Origin of the sequence: Haladaptatus sp. R4 (genome assembly GCF_001625445.1) — an archaeon.
Lineage (GTDB): Archaea > Halobacteriota > Halobacteria > Halobacteriales > Haladaptataceae > Haladaptatus.
This window is the reverse complement of record NZ_LWHG01000034.1, coordinates 100,673-116,489: the sequence shown is the minus strand read 5'-3', so window position 1 is coordinate 116,489 and position 15,817 is coordinate 100,673. Positions and strand designations below refer to the sequence as shown.

Below are 15,817 nucleotides of genomic sequence, written 5' to 3'. Positions count from 1 at the left end.
GCGGGACGACCGCGATGCTACGCGCCGAACGAGAGCGCGAAGCGGTCGAGGAGGCCGATTCCGCCGTCGAACCGGGAGCGAACCCGTTCGACGGTGGACCCGACTTCCGCCGTTTCTTCGGACTCTGCTGATCGTTCCGATTCTGCTGGTCGTTCCGGACCCGCCGATGTTTCCCGGTCCGCCGATTTCCCCTCTGGGAACAGCGCCGCGATGACGACGTAGCCGGGAACGAACAGGACGAACGGCATCGCGAGGAGGAGTCGAATCGGCCAGTCGCGCACGACGGGGAGGAGAACCGAGAGACCGGTCACGAGAACGAAGCAGACGACGACCCCGAGGTCGGTGGGAATGCGCCGAACGGGTGCGGGGACGAGCAACCGGAGGTCGATGTCAGGGGCCATTCGGGAGTTCGTGACTACCTGCTCGCTTAAAAGACATTGCTCGCTACTCGTCCACCGGATGGAGTAACGGCTTGTTCTCGGCGATCGAACGCCGAAGATCGTTCGCCGTCATGTCAGATCTGATACTGTCATCGAGAAACCAAAAATCAGCCGACGAGGATGGTAGACGAAACGCAAAATACTCAAACAGTACGTCAACATGATTACGTTATGGACTTGACGGAGCGACTCCCACCGCGTGCTTGGCTCACGCGTGGGATCGTCTTATTAGTGGTCGTCGCCCTGCTTACGCCCTCCGTGGTCTCCGCAATCACGTACGACCCGAGCGTATCGAACCTCAAACCTGGAACCATCGATCAACCCGCGAACGGTACGACGATAATCAGCGTTCAAGGGTTCAACTTTCAGGGAGAAGGAAACAGGAAGAAGCCCGCCCGACTCGTCTCCGTCGGCCCCAAAGGCAACATAAACTGGGTGTACAACGGGTCGAAGGAAGGGGTATCGTGGTTCTACGACGTCGATCCGCTTCCGAACGGCAACCTCCTCGTCGTCTCGACGCAGCGCGGCAAGACCGTCGTGTACGAGATGGATCCGGAGACGAAGAAGAAAGTCTGGTCTCGAACCCTTCCGATCAAGGACACCCACGACATCGACCTCATCAACAACGGCACGGAACTGCTCGTCGGTAACCTCCGCAACTACAATTCGAGCACGGGAGAGAACAACGACCGCGTGTACGTTTACAGTCTCGAAAAGGACAAAATCGTCTGGCAGTGGCATTTCACCAACTACTACGACAAGAACCAGGGTGGCGAATTCACCGGCGACTGGACGCACCTCAACAACGTCCAGCAGATCGCGCCGGGTAAGTTCGCGGTGGACCCGCGAAACATGGATCAAGTCCTCGTCATCGACCGGAAGACGAAGAAAGTCACGATGAAACTCGGTGAACCCGGGAACACCTCCATCCTCAACAAACAGCACAATCCCGACTACCTCGAAAGCGAGTCGGGCAAACCGACGTTTCTCGTCGCCGACTCCGAGAACAACCGCGTCGTCGAGTACGAGAAGGATGGGAACGACTGGAACCGGACGTGGACGCTCGGGTCGTCCGACACGCTGACGTGGCCGCGCGACGCCGACCGCCTCCCGAACGGCAACACGCTCGTCGTGGACTCCTCGGACCACCGCGTCATCGAAGTCACTCCCGAAGGAAAAATCGTCTGGGAGTTCTACGCACCGTGGCTTCCGTACGACGCCGAGCGCATCGGCACCGGCGACGAATCCAACGGTCCGACCATCGCCGACCAGAACGCCTCCGGAACGTACCAAATCTCCGGCAGCGCGAACCTCGACCCCGGAACCGGAAAGAGCCTCAGGATGTCGGTCTTCCTCGGCCACGCCTTCGCCGGAACGTCGATGCAGGACACGATGCGCCACTACGGCGAGCGATGGGACCAAGTGACGCCGTTCATCCGTCCCATCTGGATGAGCGAGTACGCGTTCATCGCCGTCATCTTCGCCATCCTGCTCCTCGTCCTCTGGTTGCTCGGCGAACTGGTGTACCAGCGAAAACGGATTTCGAACGGGCTGAAATACCGACTGGGCTGAGTTCCCTTCGGTAACACCTCTTCTCTTGTAGCCGTCCGGTCGGCAACGCTCGAAATTGAAAATAATTCTACACAAACGCGCTTTCGGGAGCGTTTAAGCCAATCCTGACGGATTTCTTTCGTATGCTCATCGCAGGAAGCGACGACGGCGTGTATCGAATCTCCAGCGTCCGCGGGCCGGGTGAAACGACGGACGAAAAACTGCTCGACGCGGAACGCGTGTTCCGAGTGAAATGGTTCGACGCTCTTTCCGGACCCTTCGCGGCCGCGAAATCCGGGCTGTATCACGCAGCGGACGGAGACGACTGGACGAAGCTTCCGTTCCCGGACGAGGAAGTGTACGCCGTCGCCACCAATCCGTCCGGCGACAGGCTCTACGTCGGGACGCGCCCCGCCCGCCTGTTCGTCGCCGACGTGGAGTACGGACTCCCATCCGAGGCGGCGGACTGGGACGAGGTCGTCGGCTTTCGGGAGTTGCGCGAGCGGTTCGACTGGGGACTGGAGCGCCACGACGGACTCGCGCAGGTTCGAAGCCTCTGCACCCACCCGGATGCTCCCGACCGACTCGTCGCTGGCGTCGAAGTCGGCGGCGTGCACGTGAGCGACGACGGCGGCGAGAGTTGGCAGGAGCGGTGTATCGACCACGACGCGCCGAATACGGACGACATCCACCACCTCCACATGGCCGACGCGGAAACCCTCGTCGCCTCGACGGGGAGCGGTTGGTACCGCTCCACTGATGTCGGACGGTCGTGGTCGCGGTTGGACGGCGAATACGATCAGCGGTATTTCCGCGGGGCGTTCGTCCACGGCGGCACCCTTTACGCGGGCGGCGCACCCGGTTCGTCCCCGTCGTGGGACGACGGCGGCCACGCGCTGTTCGAAAGTCACGACGGGGAAACGCTGGAATCGGTGTCGTCACCGACCCCGGAGGAGGTGGCAATCGGTTGGTGCGTGGTCGATGGCGACGTGCTGGCCGTGACCCACCGCGGGACGCTCCTTCGGCGCGAATCCGACGGCTGGAACGTCGTCGGATCGGTGCCGACACCCGGACGCCTCAGGGGGCGATACCTCTCGCTGACGTGGTGTGAAGACTGAGCGGGTCGGAATCCGTGGTCTCGGACGCTCACGGAAGAAAATACGGACCGAAAATCGCGGTTATTCCGTCGCCGTTTCGAAGTCGATTTCGTCGATTTCGTCGTCCTCAAGCATCTGCGGTTTGCCGAGCGGGAGCGATCCGAAGAGGACGTAGTGGACGGCGAACGCGACGCCGACGAGCGCGACGAGCAAGGCGAGGCTGCGTTTGAGGCTTGCCATATTCGGGACCACGAAGGCGAAAAGAAAGAGTGCTTCGGTGTGTTCTCGGGAAACCTACCGATCCACCTCGCCCAACACGATGTCGAGGCTGCCGAGCGAGGCGATCAGGTCCGGCACGAACTCGCCTTCGGCCATCTCCGGCAGCGCCGAGAGGTTGTGGAAACACGGGCTTCGGATCTTGAACCGCGCGGGCTTGGCGGTGTTGTCCGAGCGGATGTAGACACCGAGTTCGCCCTTCGCCCCTTCGACCGCGCGATACGTTTCGGCGTCCATCGGCGGTTTCAGGGTTCGCGGCACGTTCGACTGCAAGGTCCGTTCCTCCTCGGGCCAGTTGGCCAGCAGTTCGACGCACTGCTCGACGATTCTGGCGGACTGTTCGACCTCGCGTAGCCGAACCAACACGCGGGCGTAGTTGTCACAGCCGTCTTCGGTGACGACGTTCCAGTCGAGTTGGTCGTAGTAGCCGTACGGGTCGTCGCGGCGCAGGTCGTAGTCGATTCCCGACCCGCGGGCGACTGGACCCGTCACGCCGTACTGTTTTGCGACCTCGGGTCGAGGACGCCGGTATCGACACAGCGCAGTTGGAAGAGTTCGTTCTCCGTGAGCAGGGCGTGGTACTCTTCGAGCGCGGCCGGGAGTCCGTAGACGAAGTCCAGCGTCTTGTCGAAGAACTCCTCCCGTGGCTCCGGAACGTCCCAGATGACGCCGCCGAGGCGGAAGTAGTTGAACATCATGCGCTGACCGGTCAAATCCTCCAGGACGTTCTGAACGATTTCTCGGTCGCGGAACGCGTACTGGAAGATGGCCGTGAAGTCGCCGTACACGTCGAGCGAGAAAGTGCCGAGCGCGAGAAAGTGACCCGCCATGCGCGAGAGTTCGACGCCGAACGTCCGCAGGATTTGGGCGTATTCCGGAACGTCGATGTCCGCGAGGTCCTCCGCGGCCCGCGCGTAGGCCCACTCGTTGGTCATGTTCGCGGTGTAATCCCAACGGTCGGGATACGGCATGATTTGGTGGCGATACGTGCCGTTTTGGGCCATTTGCTCCTCACAGCGGTGCAGGTAGCCGATGTCGGGGTGCACGTCGATCACCTGCTCGCCATCGAGGACGCGCTCGATGTGGAGGACGCCGTGGGTCGCCGGGTGGTGCGGCCCGATGTTGATGAACAGCGTATCGGCGTTGTCCGCGTACTCGTCCTTCGCGATGGGATTCTTGTGCTTCTCGAACGGGACGATCTGGGTCTTGTACTGATCGTAGTCGAGCGAGAGCGGGTGGCCCTGCCAGCCCCGCGGGAGGAGAATCCGCCGCAAATCCGGGTTGCCGTCGTACTCGATTCCGACGAGGTCGAAGGCTTCGCGTTCGTGCCACTCCGCCGTCCGAAAGACGGGTTCCGCCGTCTCGCTCACGGGGTCGTCGGTCGTGGTCGGAACGACGATGCTCACCTCCTGTGTCGGGTCCGCGTACTTCTTGAGGTGGTAGATGCTCTCGTAGCGGTCCTCGTACTGCTGGGCGGTCAGACACGAGAGATGGTCGAATCCGGCCTCGTCCCGCAGTACGGTCAGGACTTCCTGCACTTCGTCCGGCCGAATCACGAACCCGGGTGCGTTCAGGTGGTCGTCGCGGGAGAGCACGTGACCGCCGAGCAGTTCCGCCAGTTCGTCGCGGTCGAACTCCTGCGGACGCGTTCGCCCTCGTTCCTCCGTCTGGGAACTCATTCTTCCACCCAGTTGTAGCGCATGACGAGGGTGTCCTCGTCGATTTCGTCCGCGAGCGAACGCACCAACTCGTCGGGTTCCAAATCGCCGAACCGCTCCAGTTCGTACGGTTTGACCACGACCGGTGCCGCCTCGCCGTTGGCGATTCGCTCCTGAAGATGGGTGATTCCGTAGATGAGCGCCTCGGGTCGCGGCGGACACCCGGGGACGTGAATGTCGACCGGGATGACCTCCTCCGCGCCCTTGATGACGTTGTACCCCTGCTGGAACGGCCCGCCCGAGCAGGTACACGACCCCATGCTGACGACGAACTTCGGTTCGGGCATCTGGTCGTAGACGCGCTTCATCCGCGGCGCGAACTTCGAGACGATGGTTCCCGGCACGATGATGACGTCGGCCTGCCGCGGCGAGGCGCGCGGAACCCCCGCCCCGAAACGATCCAAATCGTGTTTCACGGCGTAGGTGTGCATCATCTCGATGCTACAGCAGGCGATGCCGAACTGCAGCATGAACATCGACGACCCCCTGACCCAGTTCATGAACTTATCGAACTTCGTGAGGATGAACGGCGAGGTACCGAGCGAGTCCCGGAGTTTCGAGTCGAAACGCCCCGGCAGTTCCTCCTTGCCCTGTTCCCGATTCGTCGGGGCGACGAATTCCCGTTCTGACGCCCCCTGCTGTCGTTTCGGTGGCTGTGTTTCACTACTCATGGTCCCCAGTCCCCCGTGCCCGTCGCGGGCATCGAACGAGGTACGGGCGGGAACGCTATGAATATTCGGCCGTTACCCTCGGCTTACCATCGCGTCGGCCTTCGAAGTCGCTCGTTTCGCCACGGACGGGACGGCGGCGAACTCCACGACGACGCGCTCTCCCGACGGGTAGCACACCTCCTCGACGCGAGCGTGGTCGTAGAGCCACGAGAGCAGCGCCATGCCGTCGTCCGTGTTGGGAAGCCGTATCCGCTCCTCCCTCAACGCCGGGAGTTCGTCGGCGATTCGTTTTTCGAGGCTATCGATTCCGTCGTCCTCGATGACGCTGACCACGACGGGATTCGGGGCGAGGTCGGCCACGCCTTCGAGTCGTTCGTCGATTTCCGATGAAGAAAGTTCGTCCGCCTTGTTCAGTACCGTCACGACCCGCTCGACTTCGTCGTCGAGGAGGTCGCGTGAGGTTCGCAGTTTCTCGCGTAGTTCCGCTACCGGGTCGCTCACATCGGCGACGAGACAGACGAGGTCCGCCTCGTACGTCTCGGTCAACGTCGTCTCGAACGATTCGACCAACCAGTGGGGCAGGTCCTGAATGAACCCGACCGTGTCGGTGACGAGCGTCCGTCGCCCGCGAATCTCGGCCCGTCTCGTCGTCGTTTCGAGCGTCTTGAACAATCTATCCTCGACGCCCGCGCTCTCGTGGAGGTCCTCGTGGCGTTCCGGGGAGACCTCCATCTCGTCGGCCACTCTACGCAGGAGCGTGGACTTCCCGGCGTTCGTGTACCCCGCGAGGCGACGAGGGAGAACCCCTGGTCGCGGCGCTTTTCGCGCCGCTGCCCGTCGATGTCCGAGAGGTTGTCGAGTTTCGTTTCGATCGTTTCGATTCGGTCACGGATGTCGGTGACGCGCCGGTCCTCCTTCTCGCCGAGGCCGTTCCGCGACCGCCGCTCGTTCGCGACTTCCTTCTCCAACCTGATTTCGGCCTGGACGCGCGGTAGTTCGTACCGTAACTCCGCGAGTTTGACCTGTAGCTGTGCTTCCTTCGTTCCGGCCTGCTGGGCGAAGATTTCGAGGACGAGACGGTATCTGTCGAGGATTTCGGTTTCGTCCGGACACAGTTCCCCGATTTCGAACGTCTGTTGTGGCGAGAGCGGGTTGTCGAAGACCACGGAATCGGCGTCCGAATCGTCGATCCGTTTCGCCAGTTCCTCGGCCTTTCCGCGACCGAACTGATAGTTCGAATCCTCCGTCCGCGATTGGGTTATCGTCCCGACCACTTCGTAGCCCGCCGCGTCGGCGAGCGCGCTGATATCGTCCGTTTTCGGACGTCCGTCGTCCACTCGTTTCGCGATGATTGCTGAACCTGATTGCATGCCTGAATTCTTTCGCAGTACTTCGGCGAAGACGCCGCTCTACGCTTTCGGGTTCGAATTCCGACCGGGAACGGGTCACTGGCGGCCGCTACGCTGGCGTAACGAACGGGTAAACGGCGAACTGACCCGGAGTATCCGGTCAGTGAAGGAGAGTGGTGGTCATGGTTCGACCTTGCTCACTGAAACGAGTATCTCCGCAAAAAAACTTGTGAGAGTGTGACAATCCTCGGCATGAGGAAAAGGAAATCGCGATGAGACGGCCGATCTATACGAGCAACTGCACGTCGGAATCGGCCATGTGTTCGAGAGCGGTGGCGGCCCCGACGCCCGAGACGACGCCGTCGTAGAATTCGGCCTCGTCGTAGTCCATCAGGTCCATCGTCATCTGACAGGCCTGCAGTTCGACGCCGGTCTCGATCGACACGTCGATGAGTTCCTCGATGGTCGCCGTCCCGTTCTCCTCGATCTTGCGCTCCATCATCTTCGTCGCCATCGAATCCATGTAGGGGAGCGCCGCGAGCGCGTCGGCATCGGCATGCTCGGGTTGCCGACCGCGCTGAGTTTGAGGCTCTTCGATTTCTCCTGATGGAGGATGTCGAGCCCCCAGAACGTGTGGAAGACCACGACGTCCCAGCCGAACGCGGCGGCGGTGCTGGCGAGGATGAGCGGCGGGTAGGCCATGTCCAGCGTGCCTTTCGTGGCGATGATGGTCATCTTCTTCTGCCCGCCGACTTCCTCCTTCAGGTCGGCTAGTTCCTCCTCCAACTCTTCGATACGGCTGGCGAGAGCAGTTTCGTCATCGACGCCGTCACCGGTAGCGGTCGTTGTGTCCGTGCTCATGGGTCACTCCGTCTTCCGAACGTAGTGGCGGAACACCGCTTCGCCGTTCTTTTCACCCTCTTCCTGGTCGAGGAGCTCGACGCCGTCGGTGGTGTCGGCCCATCCTTTCAAGTCGCTCATGCTCCCCGAGTCGGTCGCCACGACTTCGAGGACCTCCCCTTCCGAGAGCGAGTCGGTCGCCTGCTTGGTCTTCACGACCGGCATCGGGCAGTTCATTCCCATTACGTCGAGCGTCTCCGTGATATCGAATTTCGTACTCATGGTTCGTGTATTGGACGTATCGGACAATATTGGTTAGGACGTTAAAAGTGTGTTGATTATTGTAGAGACCATCCACTACCGATAATAAGTTATTGTACATTGTGCGCTCCTACACGCAATTAATCAGTTACGACAAATTCGGTATTGCGGGAAATTCGGAATACTATACGAACGTTTTTGTATCTGTAGGCGATAGCAGTGGATACACAATGAGCGAATCAGCGTTTCCAGACCCGGACGCCGAAGTGGCGTCTGTAACGCCGGACGAACTGTACGAGCGTATCGACGCGGGAGACGCCGTCACCATCCTCGACGTTCGGGCGACGGACGAGTACGAGAAGTGGCATATCGACGACGAGAACGTCCAAACCATCAACGTTCCCTACTTCGAATATCTCGCCGACGATCCGGACGACGAGCTTTTCGACCCCGTTCCGGAGGACGAGGAAGTCACCGTCCTCTGTGCGAAGGGCGGGTCGAGCGAGTATATCGCGGGACTGTTCGCCGAGCGGGAGTACGACGTGAACCACCTCGAAGACGGGATGAAGGGATGGGCACGCGTCCTCGAACGGACGGAAATCGAGAACGACACCTCGGACGCGACGGTCGTCCAGTATCAGCGGCCTGTCGAGCGGTTGTCTGTCCTACCTCGTGGTTTCGGGCGACGAGGCCGCCGTCATCGACCCGCTTCGGGCGTTCGCGGATGAATACGTGGCGGACGCCGACGAATATGGCGCGAATCTCCGCTACGCCATCGACACGCACGTCCACGCCGACCACGTCAGCGGCGTGCGTTCCGTCGGGGACGTGAGCGATGCCGAAGTCGTGGTTCCCGCGCTCGCCGAGAACCGTGGCATCGACTACGACGAGTCCTACCGAACGGTCGAGGACGGCGAGGAACTCCCGTTGGGCGGGACGGAAATCGAGGTCATCCACACGCCGGGTCACACGACGGGGATGACGTCCTACCGCGTGGGCGATGTGCTCTTCACGGGTGACGGCCTGTTCACCGAGAGTGTGGCCCGTCCCGACCTCGAAGAGGGTGACGACGGCGCTCCCGAGGCCGCGGGGACGCTCCACGAGACGCTGCAGGAGAAGGTCCTGTCGCTCCCGGACGGGACGGTCGTCGCACCCGCCCACTTCAGCGACGCAGCGACGAGTGCCGACGACGGAACGTACACCGCGACCGTCGGCGACCTCCGAGCATCGATGGACGTCCTCTCGATGGACCGCGAGGAGTTCGTGGAGTTCATCCTCTCGGACATGCCGCCGCGCCCGTCGAACTACGAGGACATCATCGGAACGAACTTGGGTCAACAGCACACAGACGATGAAGAGGCGTTCGCGCTCGAACTCGGGCCGAACAACTGTGCCGCGAGTACGGGTTCGCTTACGGACGACTAACGCGGCAGGAGAAAACCATGCATCCACTGCCAGTATTCGCGTTATTGGACATCCTTCCCAACGAACTGTTTCCGAACGGCGTGAGCCGATACGCCATCGGTGGCGTCTTCATCGGCCTCGGCGTCGCCGTCATCTACCTCGGCACCGGCATCATCGCCGGAGCGAGTACGTTCCTGGAGTCCACGCTGTCGTACGTCTCCGACGTACCGCGCTTCCAGAAACCGAAGTACGTCGCCTCCCGTGACTGGCGTGTGCTGTTCACGCTCGGAATGGTCGGCGGAGCGGCCATCTATCAGTTCACCTTCCACGGTGACATTTGGACGACCGACGTGCAGTGGTGGCGACTCCTCGGTGGCGGATTCCTCGTCGGTGTTGGCACGCGACTCGGTAAGGGCTGTACGTCCGGACACGGCGTCTGTGGCGTCGGCTCCGCGTCGTTCACTTCCATCGTCAACGTGGCGACGTTCATGGTGGTGGCCATCGGCGTCGCGCAACTGATGCAAGCCCTACAGGTGGTACCATGAGCGCGAAACCGGACCAGGGAGGGGTGCTGTTCTCCCTCCTCATCGTCGCGGGCGGCCTGCTGTTCGGGTTCGGACTGGGCTTCAGTCACATGGCCCAACCCGAGGTCGTCCTGCACTTCCTGCAGTTCCAGGACTTCGGTCTCCTGTTCGTCATGGGCGGTGCGGCGGTCGTCACCGGGACGACGTTCGCGGTCGCCACTCGACTGTTGGGGCGGGCACCGCTCACAGGAAAGGCCTACGTCCGCAGGCTGAAATCGTTCGACCGGAACGTCATCGTCGGTGGCGTCATCTTCGGCGCGGGTTGGGGCATCTCCGGCATCTGTCCGGGTGCCGCCTACGCCAGTTTCGGGATCGGGAACTTTCCCATCCTCTTCGCCATCGGCGGGATGTTCCTCGGCGCGTACGCACAAGGCGTCTGGCGGAAACTCGGCGCGAGCGACCGTTCGACGCCGTCACAAGCGGACTGAGTTACGCTCCTTTCTCGCGGTACCCCACTACCGATCCGAGTGACCGCCGTCGTCCGTTCTTCGAATAGTGATTCTCCCTTTTCGGTGTCATCGTCCCTACCGACGGGGTACCGAAACGGCGATTCCGGGGTCCGGGGTGTGGGACGATCAATGTTGTTCAATAAGAACACAGCCATCCGGACGATATCGCTGAATGATCCAAACCGGTTCGATGATCTACAGAAAAAACACCCCGATAACGGCGTTTTTGACCCGGTGATCTCCGGTAGGCGCTAGCGAGACGGTTTCACTCTCCCGAAGAGGTATTGTATGATATTTACAAAACTATTAAGGGGCGTCGGCGGGTAGGCTGTATCGAGCAGAAAAGTATGATCCATACACAACCGCGGTCAGTACGGAACGGGGGTCGATGAAGATGTTCGAAGCACTGAGTGGATTCAACGCGGCCGGAACGGTCGGCCTCGTCCTCGGGGAAGCGGTCGTTCTCTACGCCGGATACGGTGTCGTCGTACAGTCGGTCGGCTCGAACGTGATCGATGCGCTCACGGGTGAGTGATCGTGGACCCGCTCATCATCGCCGTCTTCATCGGTTTCGGTCTGATCATCGGAATCCTGTTCGGATTCTTCGGCATGGGAGGATCGTTCCTCGTTACACCCGCCCTGTTGGTGTTCGGCTATCCGGCGAAAGTTGCGGTCGGAAGTGGACTGGCGTTCGTCTTCGGCACGTCGGTCATCGCGGCGCTCCGCCACCGGAACCTCGGACAGGTCGATTACAAACTCGCATTGATGTTCATCGTCGGCATGACGACCGGTATCAAGGTCGGGGAGCAAGTCGTGTTGTGGCTCGAAGCGACCGGTATCGCCGATGCGGTCGTGGGAATCGCCTACGTCTTCCTATTGGCCGCTGTCGGTCTCTTCACGCTCCGTGACGCGCGTGGCGGCGGGGGCGATTCGTCGCTCCCGGACCGCTTCGAGGCGCTCCAGATTCCGCCGATGGTTTCCATCAGCGGGGGCGTGGAGATTTCGATTTGGCTCACGCTCGGCATCGCGCTGTTCGTCGGCATCCTGTCCGGTTTCCTCGGCGTCGGCGGCGGCTTCCTCCTGATGCCAGCGATGGTGTACGTCCTCGGCGTTCCCGCCGTCGTCGCCGTCGGGACTGACGTGCTCCAGATCACCATCTCCGGCGGTTTCGGTGCGTTCTCCTACGCACAGAACGGGGCCGTCGAACTCGCCGTCGTCGTCCCGCTGTTGGCCGGAAGCGCCCTCGGTGCGCGCATCGGCGCGGCCGCCACGAGCCTCACCGACGAGGACGACATCAAGGGGTACTTCGCGGCCATGCTCCTCGCGGGCAGCGTCGCGGTCGCGAGCAACCGAATCGGGGATGTGCTCGGTATCCAAATCCTCGACAAGGTGAGCCTGGTGCTCATCTTCGGGTCCGCGCTGCTGGTCGCCGCGGCGGTCGTCTACAGCGCGCTCGTCTCCCTGCGCAACCGCGAATCGCAGACGGTGGTGACCGCCGAATGAATGGCACGTTTCCAGGACGTAGTTTTGCACGAACCATGCAAAATCCTTATACGTGCGAATTACCTACTTCGACTCGATAATGGCGAACTCGATGGCCGAATACCTCCAGCAAGACATGGAGTGTGAAGGACTGCTGGAGTGTATTCACGGACTCAAAGAACTCGACAAGCAGTGTTATCAAGTCGTGATACGGAGCGACGACCCGTTGACCATCGACGACATCGCGGACCGCATCGACCGCGAACGCTCGACTGCCTACCGTTCCATCCAACGACTGCTTCAGTCCGGATTCATCCAAAAGGAACAGGTCAACTACGACCAGGGTGGCTACTATCACGTCTACAAACCGACCGACCCCGGCGAAGTGTGCCACAACATGCAGCGGATGTTGAACGAGTGGTACGCGAAGATGGGACAACTGATCCAGGAGTTCGAGGACAAGTACGACGAGATAGAACAGCCCGAACAGGCGGTCTAACCTCTCGTTTCCGTCTTTCGTCTTCGTTTCCGTCTCCATCTTTCGTTTTTCGGCAGTCAGACGACGACTTTGACTCTGTTGTACGGGAGCCATCGCAAGTCGGCGTCGAGATACTCCGCGACGTGCGCGACGAACTCGTCTTCCTTCAGCAGGCCGCCCTCTTCTCCGTCCTCGCTCAACTGAAGGGTGACTTCGTCCACGTCGTCCAGAGCGTCGCTTCCCACCATGACGGAAAACAACTCCGCGGGAGTGACGGGTTTGCCCGCGTTGATAGCCGCCGTGACGTCGTCCACTGCGGTTTGTACGGTCGTTTCGACGTCGAACTGCACGTCAACCGACACCGCCTGTCCGAGCATCTTGGCCGCGTGTGCTTCCTCCGCCTTTCGGACGGCCGGTTCCAGCGCGTGGGAGAACTCGGCCCCGCTCCCGTCCATCCCGACGTAGACGAACGAGAGCATGGCGGTCAGTCCGTCCATGAACCCGTCGTCCTCCAGCGTTCGGTCGAACACCTGTCGTCGGTCCTTCTTCTTCAAGTGGTGGATGAGTATCGGGAAGTCGAGAACCGCGTCCGTGATTCGCTGGCGAATCCGCGCCTCCGCGTTGCGCTTGGACTGCTCGTGTTCCATCGCCGCCTCGCCGAGCAAGTACGCTCGGTCGGCGGGCGAGAGTATCCCCCGACCTCTGTCTGTTTCGGGTTTCATAATCGAAATCGGATTATATAGCGTCCGATTCTATCCGAAGCTATTTGAAGAGTGTGGAACAACCACCGACAATGGCGCTTCTCAACGTGACGATGCGGATACTACACGCGGTTTTCGAGGGGGCGATCTGATGGCGAGCGAGGATTCGAGCGACGAGTCACCCGACGGGTCGGACGAGGGCTTCAACAAGGCGCTGGCGACGGTGTTCGCCATCGTCTTCGTCGACCTGCTCGGGTTCGGGATTCTGATCCCCATCATCCCGCTGTACGCGGAACATTTCGGGGCGAACGAGTTCGTCGTCGGCCTGCTGCTCGCGTCCTACTCCCTCATGCAGTTCCTCTTCGCGCCCGTGCTCGGCCGTCTCTCCGACGAGCGCGGCCGCCGACCGATACTCCTCCTCTCGCTGTTCGGCAGCGTCGTCGCGGTGGACGACTGTTCGGCGTCGCGGATAGCCTCCTCTTTCTGTTCGCCGCTCGAATCCTCGCGGGCGTGATGGGCGGCAACATCGCCACCGCACAGGCGTACGTCGCGGACATCACCGCGCCGGAGGACCGGGCGAAGGGACTGGGTCTCATCGGCGCGGCGTTCGGTCTCGGCTTCGTGTTCGGCCCGGCGCTCGGCGGTATCTTCTCCAGCGACGCCGTGCTCACGTTCGCCCGCACGTCCCTCCCCGCGTTCGTCCCGATAACGCAGTTCTCGCTCCCGAGTTTCGTCGCCGCCGCCATCTGCGGCGTGAACCTCGTCGTCGCCGCGGTCGTCCTCCCTGAAACGCGCGAACGGCGGGAGGAATCCGACGACGAAACGACATCACACGACCGGGAGTCTCGCCTCAAGCGTCTCGCAAAGTCGTTCTCCAACCCGGCACTCGCCGGACTCATCGCGGTCGTTCTTCCTCCTCTCGCTGGCGTTCTCCTCGATGGAGAGCATGTTCGTCCTCTTCACCGACCAGCAGTACGGCTTCGGCCCGGAGATGAACGGCTTCGTCCTCGCCTACGTCGGCGTCGTCATCGCTATCGTGCAAGGTGGTCTCGTCGGCAAACTCACGGACCGCTACGGCGAGCGAACGTCTTCGCGCTCGTCGGCGTCGGCCTCGAACTCGTCACGCTCTCGTCGCTCCCGTTCTCGCCCGTCATCGGGAGCTATCTCCCCTCCATCGGGCCGATTTCCGGTGGGCTGTTCGTCCTGCTGTTCATCCTCATGCCCCTCGCGGCGGGCAACGGTTTCGCGAACGTCTCGCTGACCACGCTCGTCTCGAACAGCGCGACGGAGGACACGCAGGGTGGCGCGTTCGGCCTCACCCAGAGCGCGGGCAGTATCGCCCGCGCCGTCGGCCCGATAGTGGCGGGCGCGCTCTACGCGGCGGTTGCCTACTGGCTTCCGTTCGTCCTCGGCGGCCTCCTCATGCTCCCCATCGGCTACGTCCTGTTGACGACGTTTCAGGCCAAGGGCAGACCGATAGCGGCGGACTGAGCGTCCCGATTCGATTCTCGATTCCCGAATTTTATATACGAACACGCGGCCACTCGTTCCCGAATGTCGTGGACGAATCGAATCGTCGTGTGGAGCCGAGCCAGCGAACTTCGGCTGTTTTGCCTGCTATCGTTTCTCCTTCCCGTCGTATCTCCCGTCGCTCCATTCGACTCAGAACGCGTGCCGGTGCCAGCCACCATCCACGGGCAGCGTCGCGCCGGTGATGTACTCGGCGGCGGGCGAGGAGATGTACGCGACGGCGCGGGCGAACGACTCCGGCGTTCCGAGGTCGGACAGCGGCAACTCGTCCGTCCGGCGCTCCTTCGCCGCCTCCTCGCTGATTCCCTCGCGTTCGGCCAGTTGCGAGATTTTGTACTGGATCCGGTCGGACATGACGCCACGGGGAGAGACGCAGTTCACGCGCACGCCGTCGGCACCGAACTCCTCGGCGAGCACCTTCGAGAGTCCGTAGATTCCCGGTCGGAAGACGTTCCCGAGCACGCCGCTCGCGGACGGTTCCAGCGCGGAGGCGGCGACGAGGTTGGTGATCGCACCGCCGCCGTCGCGGAGCGCCGGAAGCGCCGTCTCGCAGGTGAGTATCGTACTCCGGAGGATTCCCTGATAGGCCTCGTCGAACGCCGACAGGGACGTTTCGGAAAACGGTGCCGTCGATGGCCGCCGTGGTTCGTCACGAGCACGTCGAGCCCGTCCAAGCGCTCGATGGCGGTTTCGGTCGCGTTCCGAACCGAGTCCTCGTCGGCGAGGTCACAGACGACCCAGTCGATGGCGTCAGCGTCACAACCCGTCGCCTCCCGAATCGTCTCCGCGGCCGTTTCGAGTCGTTCCTCGTCCCGGGACGAGACGACGACGTTCGCGCCCTCCCGGACGAGCGCTTCGGCCACCGCGCGTCCCAGTCCGCTGCTCGCCGCCATCACGTACGCCCGCGTTCCGTCGTATCCGAGGTTCATACTCGCCACTCTCGCGTTGAGTCGCAAATACGTTCCCCTGAAAGGGTACCAAATTAT

The 15,817-nt window shown here is 61.9% G+C and carries 11 protein-coding genes and 7 pseudogenes; 9 read left to right on the top strand and 9 right to left on the bottom strand.

The window, feature by feature from the left end:
• Positions 1-17: 17 nt before the first annotated feature.
• Positions 18-401: a DUF1616 domain-containing protein gene (locus A4G99_RS29250; protein WP_255359209.1), complete on the bottom strand. Its 384-nt coding sequence runs from the start codon at positions 399-401 to the stop codon at positions 18-20.
• A 210-nt stretch (positions 402-611) separates the two neighbouring features.
• Here A4G99_RS29250 and A4G99_RS24025 point away from each other — a divergent pair, with 210 nt between their 5' ends.
• Positions 612-2,012, top strand: a complete 1,401-nt coding sequence (locus A4G99_RS24025) for an aryl-sulfate sulfotransferase (protein WP_066148923.1) — start codon at positions 612-614, stop codon at positions 2,010-2,012.
• Positions 2,013-2,134: 122 nt separating this feature from the next.
• Positions 2,135-3,109, top strand: coding sequence for a glycosyl hydrolase (locus A4G99_RS24020; protein ID WP_066148921.1), 975 nt, complete (start codon positions 2,135-2,137; stop codon positions 3,107-3,109).
• A 60-nt stretch (positions 3,110-3,169) separates the two neighbouring features.
• Here A4G99_RS24020 and A4G99_RS26360 read toward each other — a convergent pair whose 3' ends face one another.
• From A4G99_RS26360 to A4G99_RS23995, 6 genes and pseudogenes are all read right to left on the bottom strand, one after another.
• Complete coding sequence (locus tag A4G99_RS26360; protein ID WP_190303877.1) at positions 3,170-3,328, bottom strand: hypothetical protein; 159 nt, start codon at positions 3,326-3,328, stop codon at positions 3,170-3,172.
• A gap of 54 nt (positions 3,329-3,382) precedes the next feature.
• Positions 3,383-5,043 (bottom strand): annotated as a pseudogene (locus A4G99_RS24015) (NADH-quinone oxidoreductase subunit D).
• Positions 5,040-5,651, bottom strand: a pseudogene (locus A4G99_RS24010) (NADH-quinone oxidoreductase subunit B); the annotation flags it as partial. The pseudogenes A4G99_RS24015 and A4G99_RS24010, both read right to left, overlap by 4 nt.
• Positions 5,652-5,825: 174 nt before the next feature.
• Positions 5,826-7,123 (bottom strand): annotated as a pseudogene (gene hflX / locus A4G99_RS24005) (GTPase HflX).
• A 265-nt stretch (positions 7,124-7,388) separates the two neighbouring features.
• A pseudogene (locus A4G99_RS24000) lies at positions 7,389-7,963 on the bottom strand (DsrE/DsrF/DrsH-like family protein).
• Between the two features lie 3 nt (positions 7,964-7,966).
• On the bottom strand, positions 7,967-8,224 hold the full coding sequence (locus tag A4G99_RS23995; protein WP_066148918.1) for a sulfurtransferase TusA family protein: 258 nt from the start codon (positions 8,222-8,224) through the stop codon (positions 7,967-7,969).
• 209 nt (positions 8,225-8,433) lie between these two features.
• Here A4G99_RS23995 and A4G99_RS23990 point away from each other — a divergent pair.
• From A4G99_RS23990 to A4G99_RS23970, 6 genes and pseudogenes are all read left to right on the top strand, one after another.
• Positions 8,434-9,628: pseudogene (locus A4G99_RS23990) on the top strand (MBL fold metallo-hydrolase).
• Between the two features lie 17 nt (positions 9,629-9,645).
• Entirely contained in the window at positions 9,646-10,152 is a 507-nt protein-coding gene (locus A4G99_RS23985) for a YeeE/YedE family protein (RefSeq protein ID WP_066148916.1), read from the top strand.
• Complete coding sequence (locus A4G99_RS23980; protein ID WP_066148914.1) at positions 10,149-10,619, top strand: DUF6691 family protein; 471 nt, start codon at positions 10,149-10,151, stop codon at positions 10,617-10,619. Before A4G99_RS23985 ends, A4G99_RS23980 begins: the two co-directional genes overlap by 4 nt.
• Positions 10,620-11,034: 415 nt before the next feature.
• Positions 11,035-11,175 carry a hypothetical protein gene (locus A4G99_RS26355; RefSeq protein WP_190303881.1) on the top strand — a complete coding sequence of 47 codons (141 nt, stop codon included), beginning with the start codon at positions 11,035-11,037 and terminating at the stop codon, positions 11,173-11,175.
• A 2-nt stretch (positions 11,176-11,177) separates the two neighbouring features.
• Positions 11,178-12,143: a sulfite exporter TauE/SafE family protein gene (locus tag A4G99_RS23975; protein ID WP_066148949.1), complete on the top strand. Its 966-nt coding sequence runs from the start codon at positions 11,178-11,180 to the stop codon at positions 12,141-12,143.
• Between the two features lie 79 nt (positions 12,144-12,222).
• Positions 12,223-12,621, top strand: coding sequence for a helix-turn-helix domain-containing protein (locus A4G99_RS23970; RefSeq protein ID WP_066148912.1), 399 nt, complete (start codon positions 12,223-12,225; stop codon positions 12,619-12,621).
• Between the two features lie 56 nt (positions 12,622-12,677).
• Here the strand turns inward: A4G99_RS23970 and A4G99_RS23965 are convergent, their stop codons facing one another.
• Complete coding sequence (locus tag A4G99_RS23965; RefSeq protein ID WP_066148910.1) at positions 12,678-13,322, bottom strand: hypothetical protein; 645 nt, start codon at positions 13,320-13,322, stop codon at positions 12,678-12,680.
• A gap of 130 nt (positions 13,323-13,452) precedes the next feature.
• Between A4G99_RS23965 and A4G99_RS23960 the strand changes: the two are divergent.
• A pseudogene (locus tag A4G99_RS23960) lies at positions 13,453-14,792 on the top strand (MFS transporter).
• A 171-nt stretch (positions 14,793-14,963) separates the two neighbouring features.
• Here A4G99_RS23960 and A4G99_RS23955 read toward each other — a convergent pair.
• A pseudogene (locus tag A4G99_RS23955) lies at positions 14,964-15,724 on the bottom strand (SDR family oxidoreductase).
• Between the last annotated feature and the right edge of the window lie 93 nt (positions 15,725-15,817).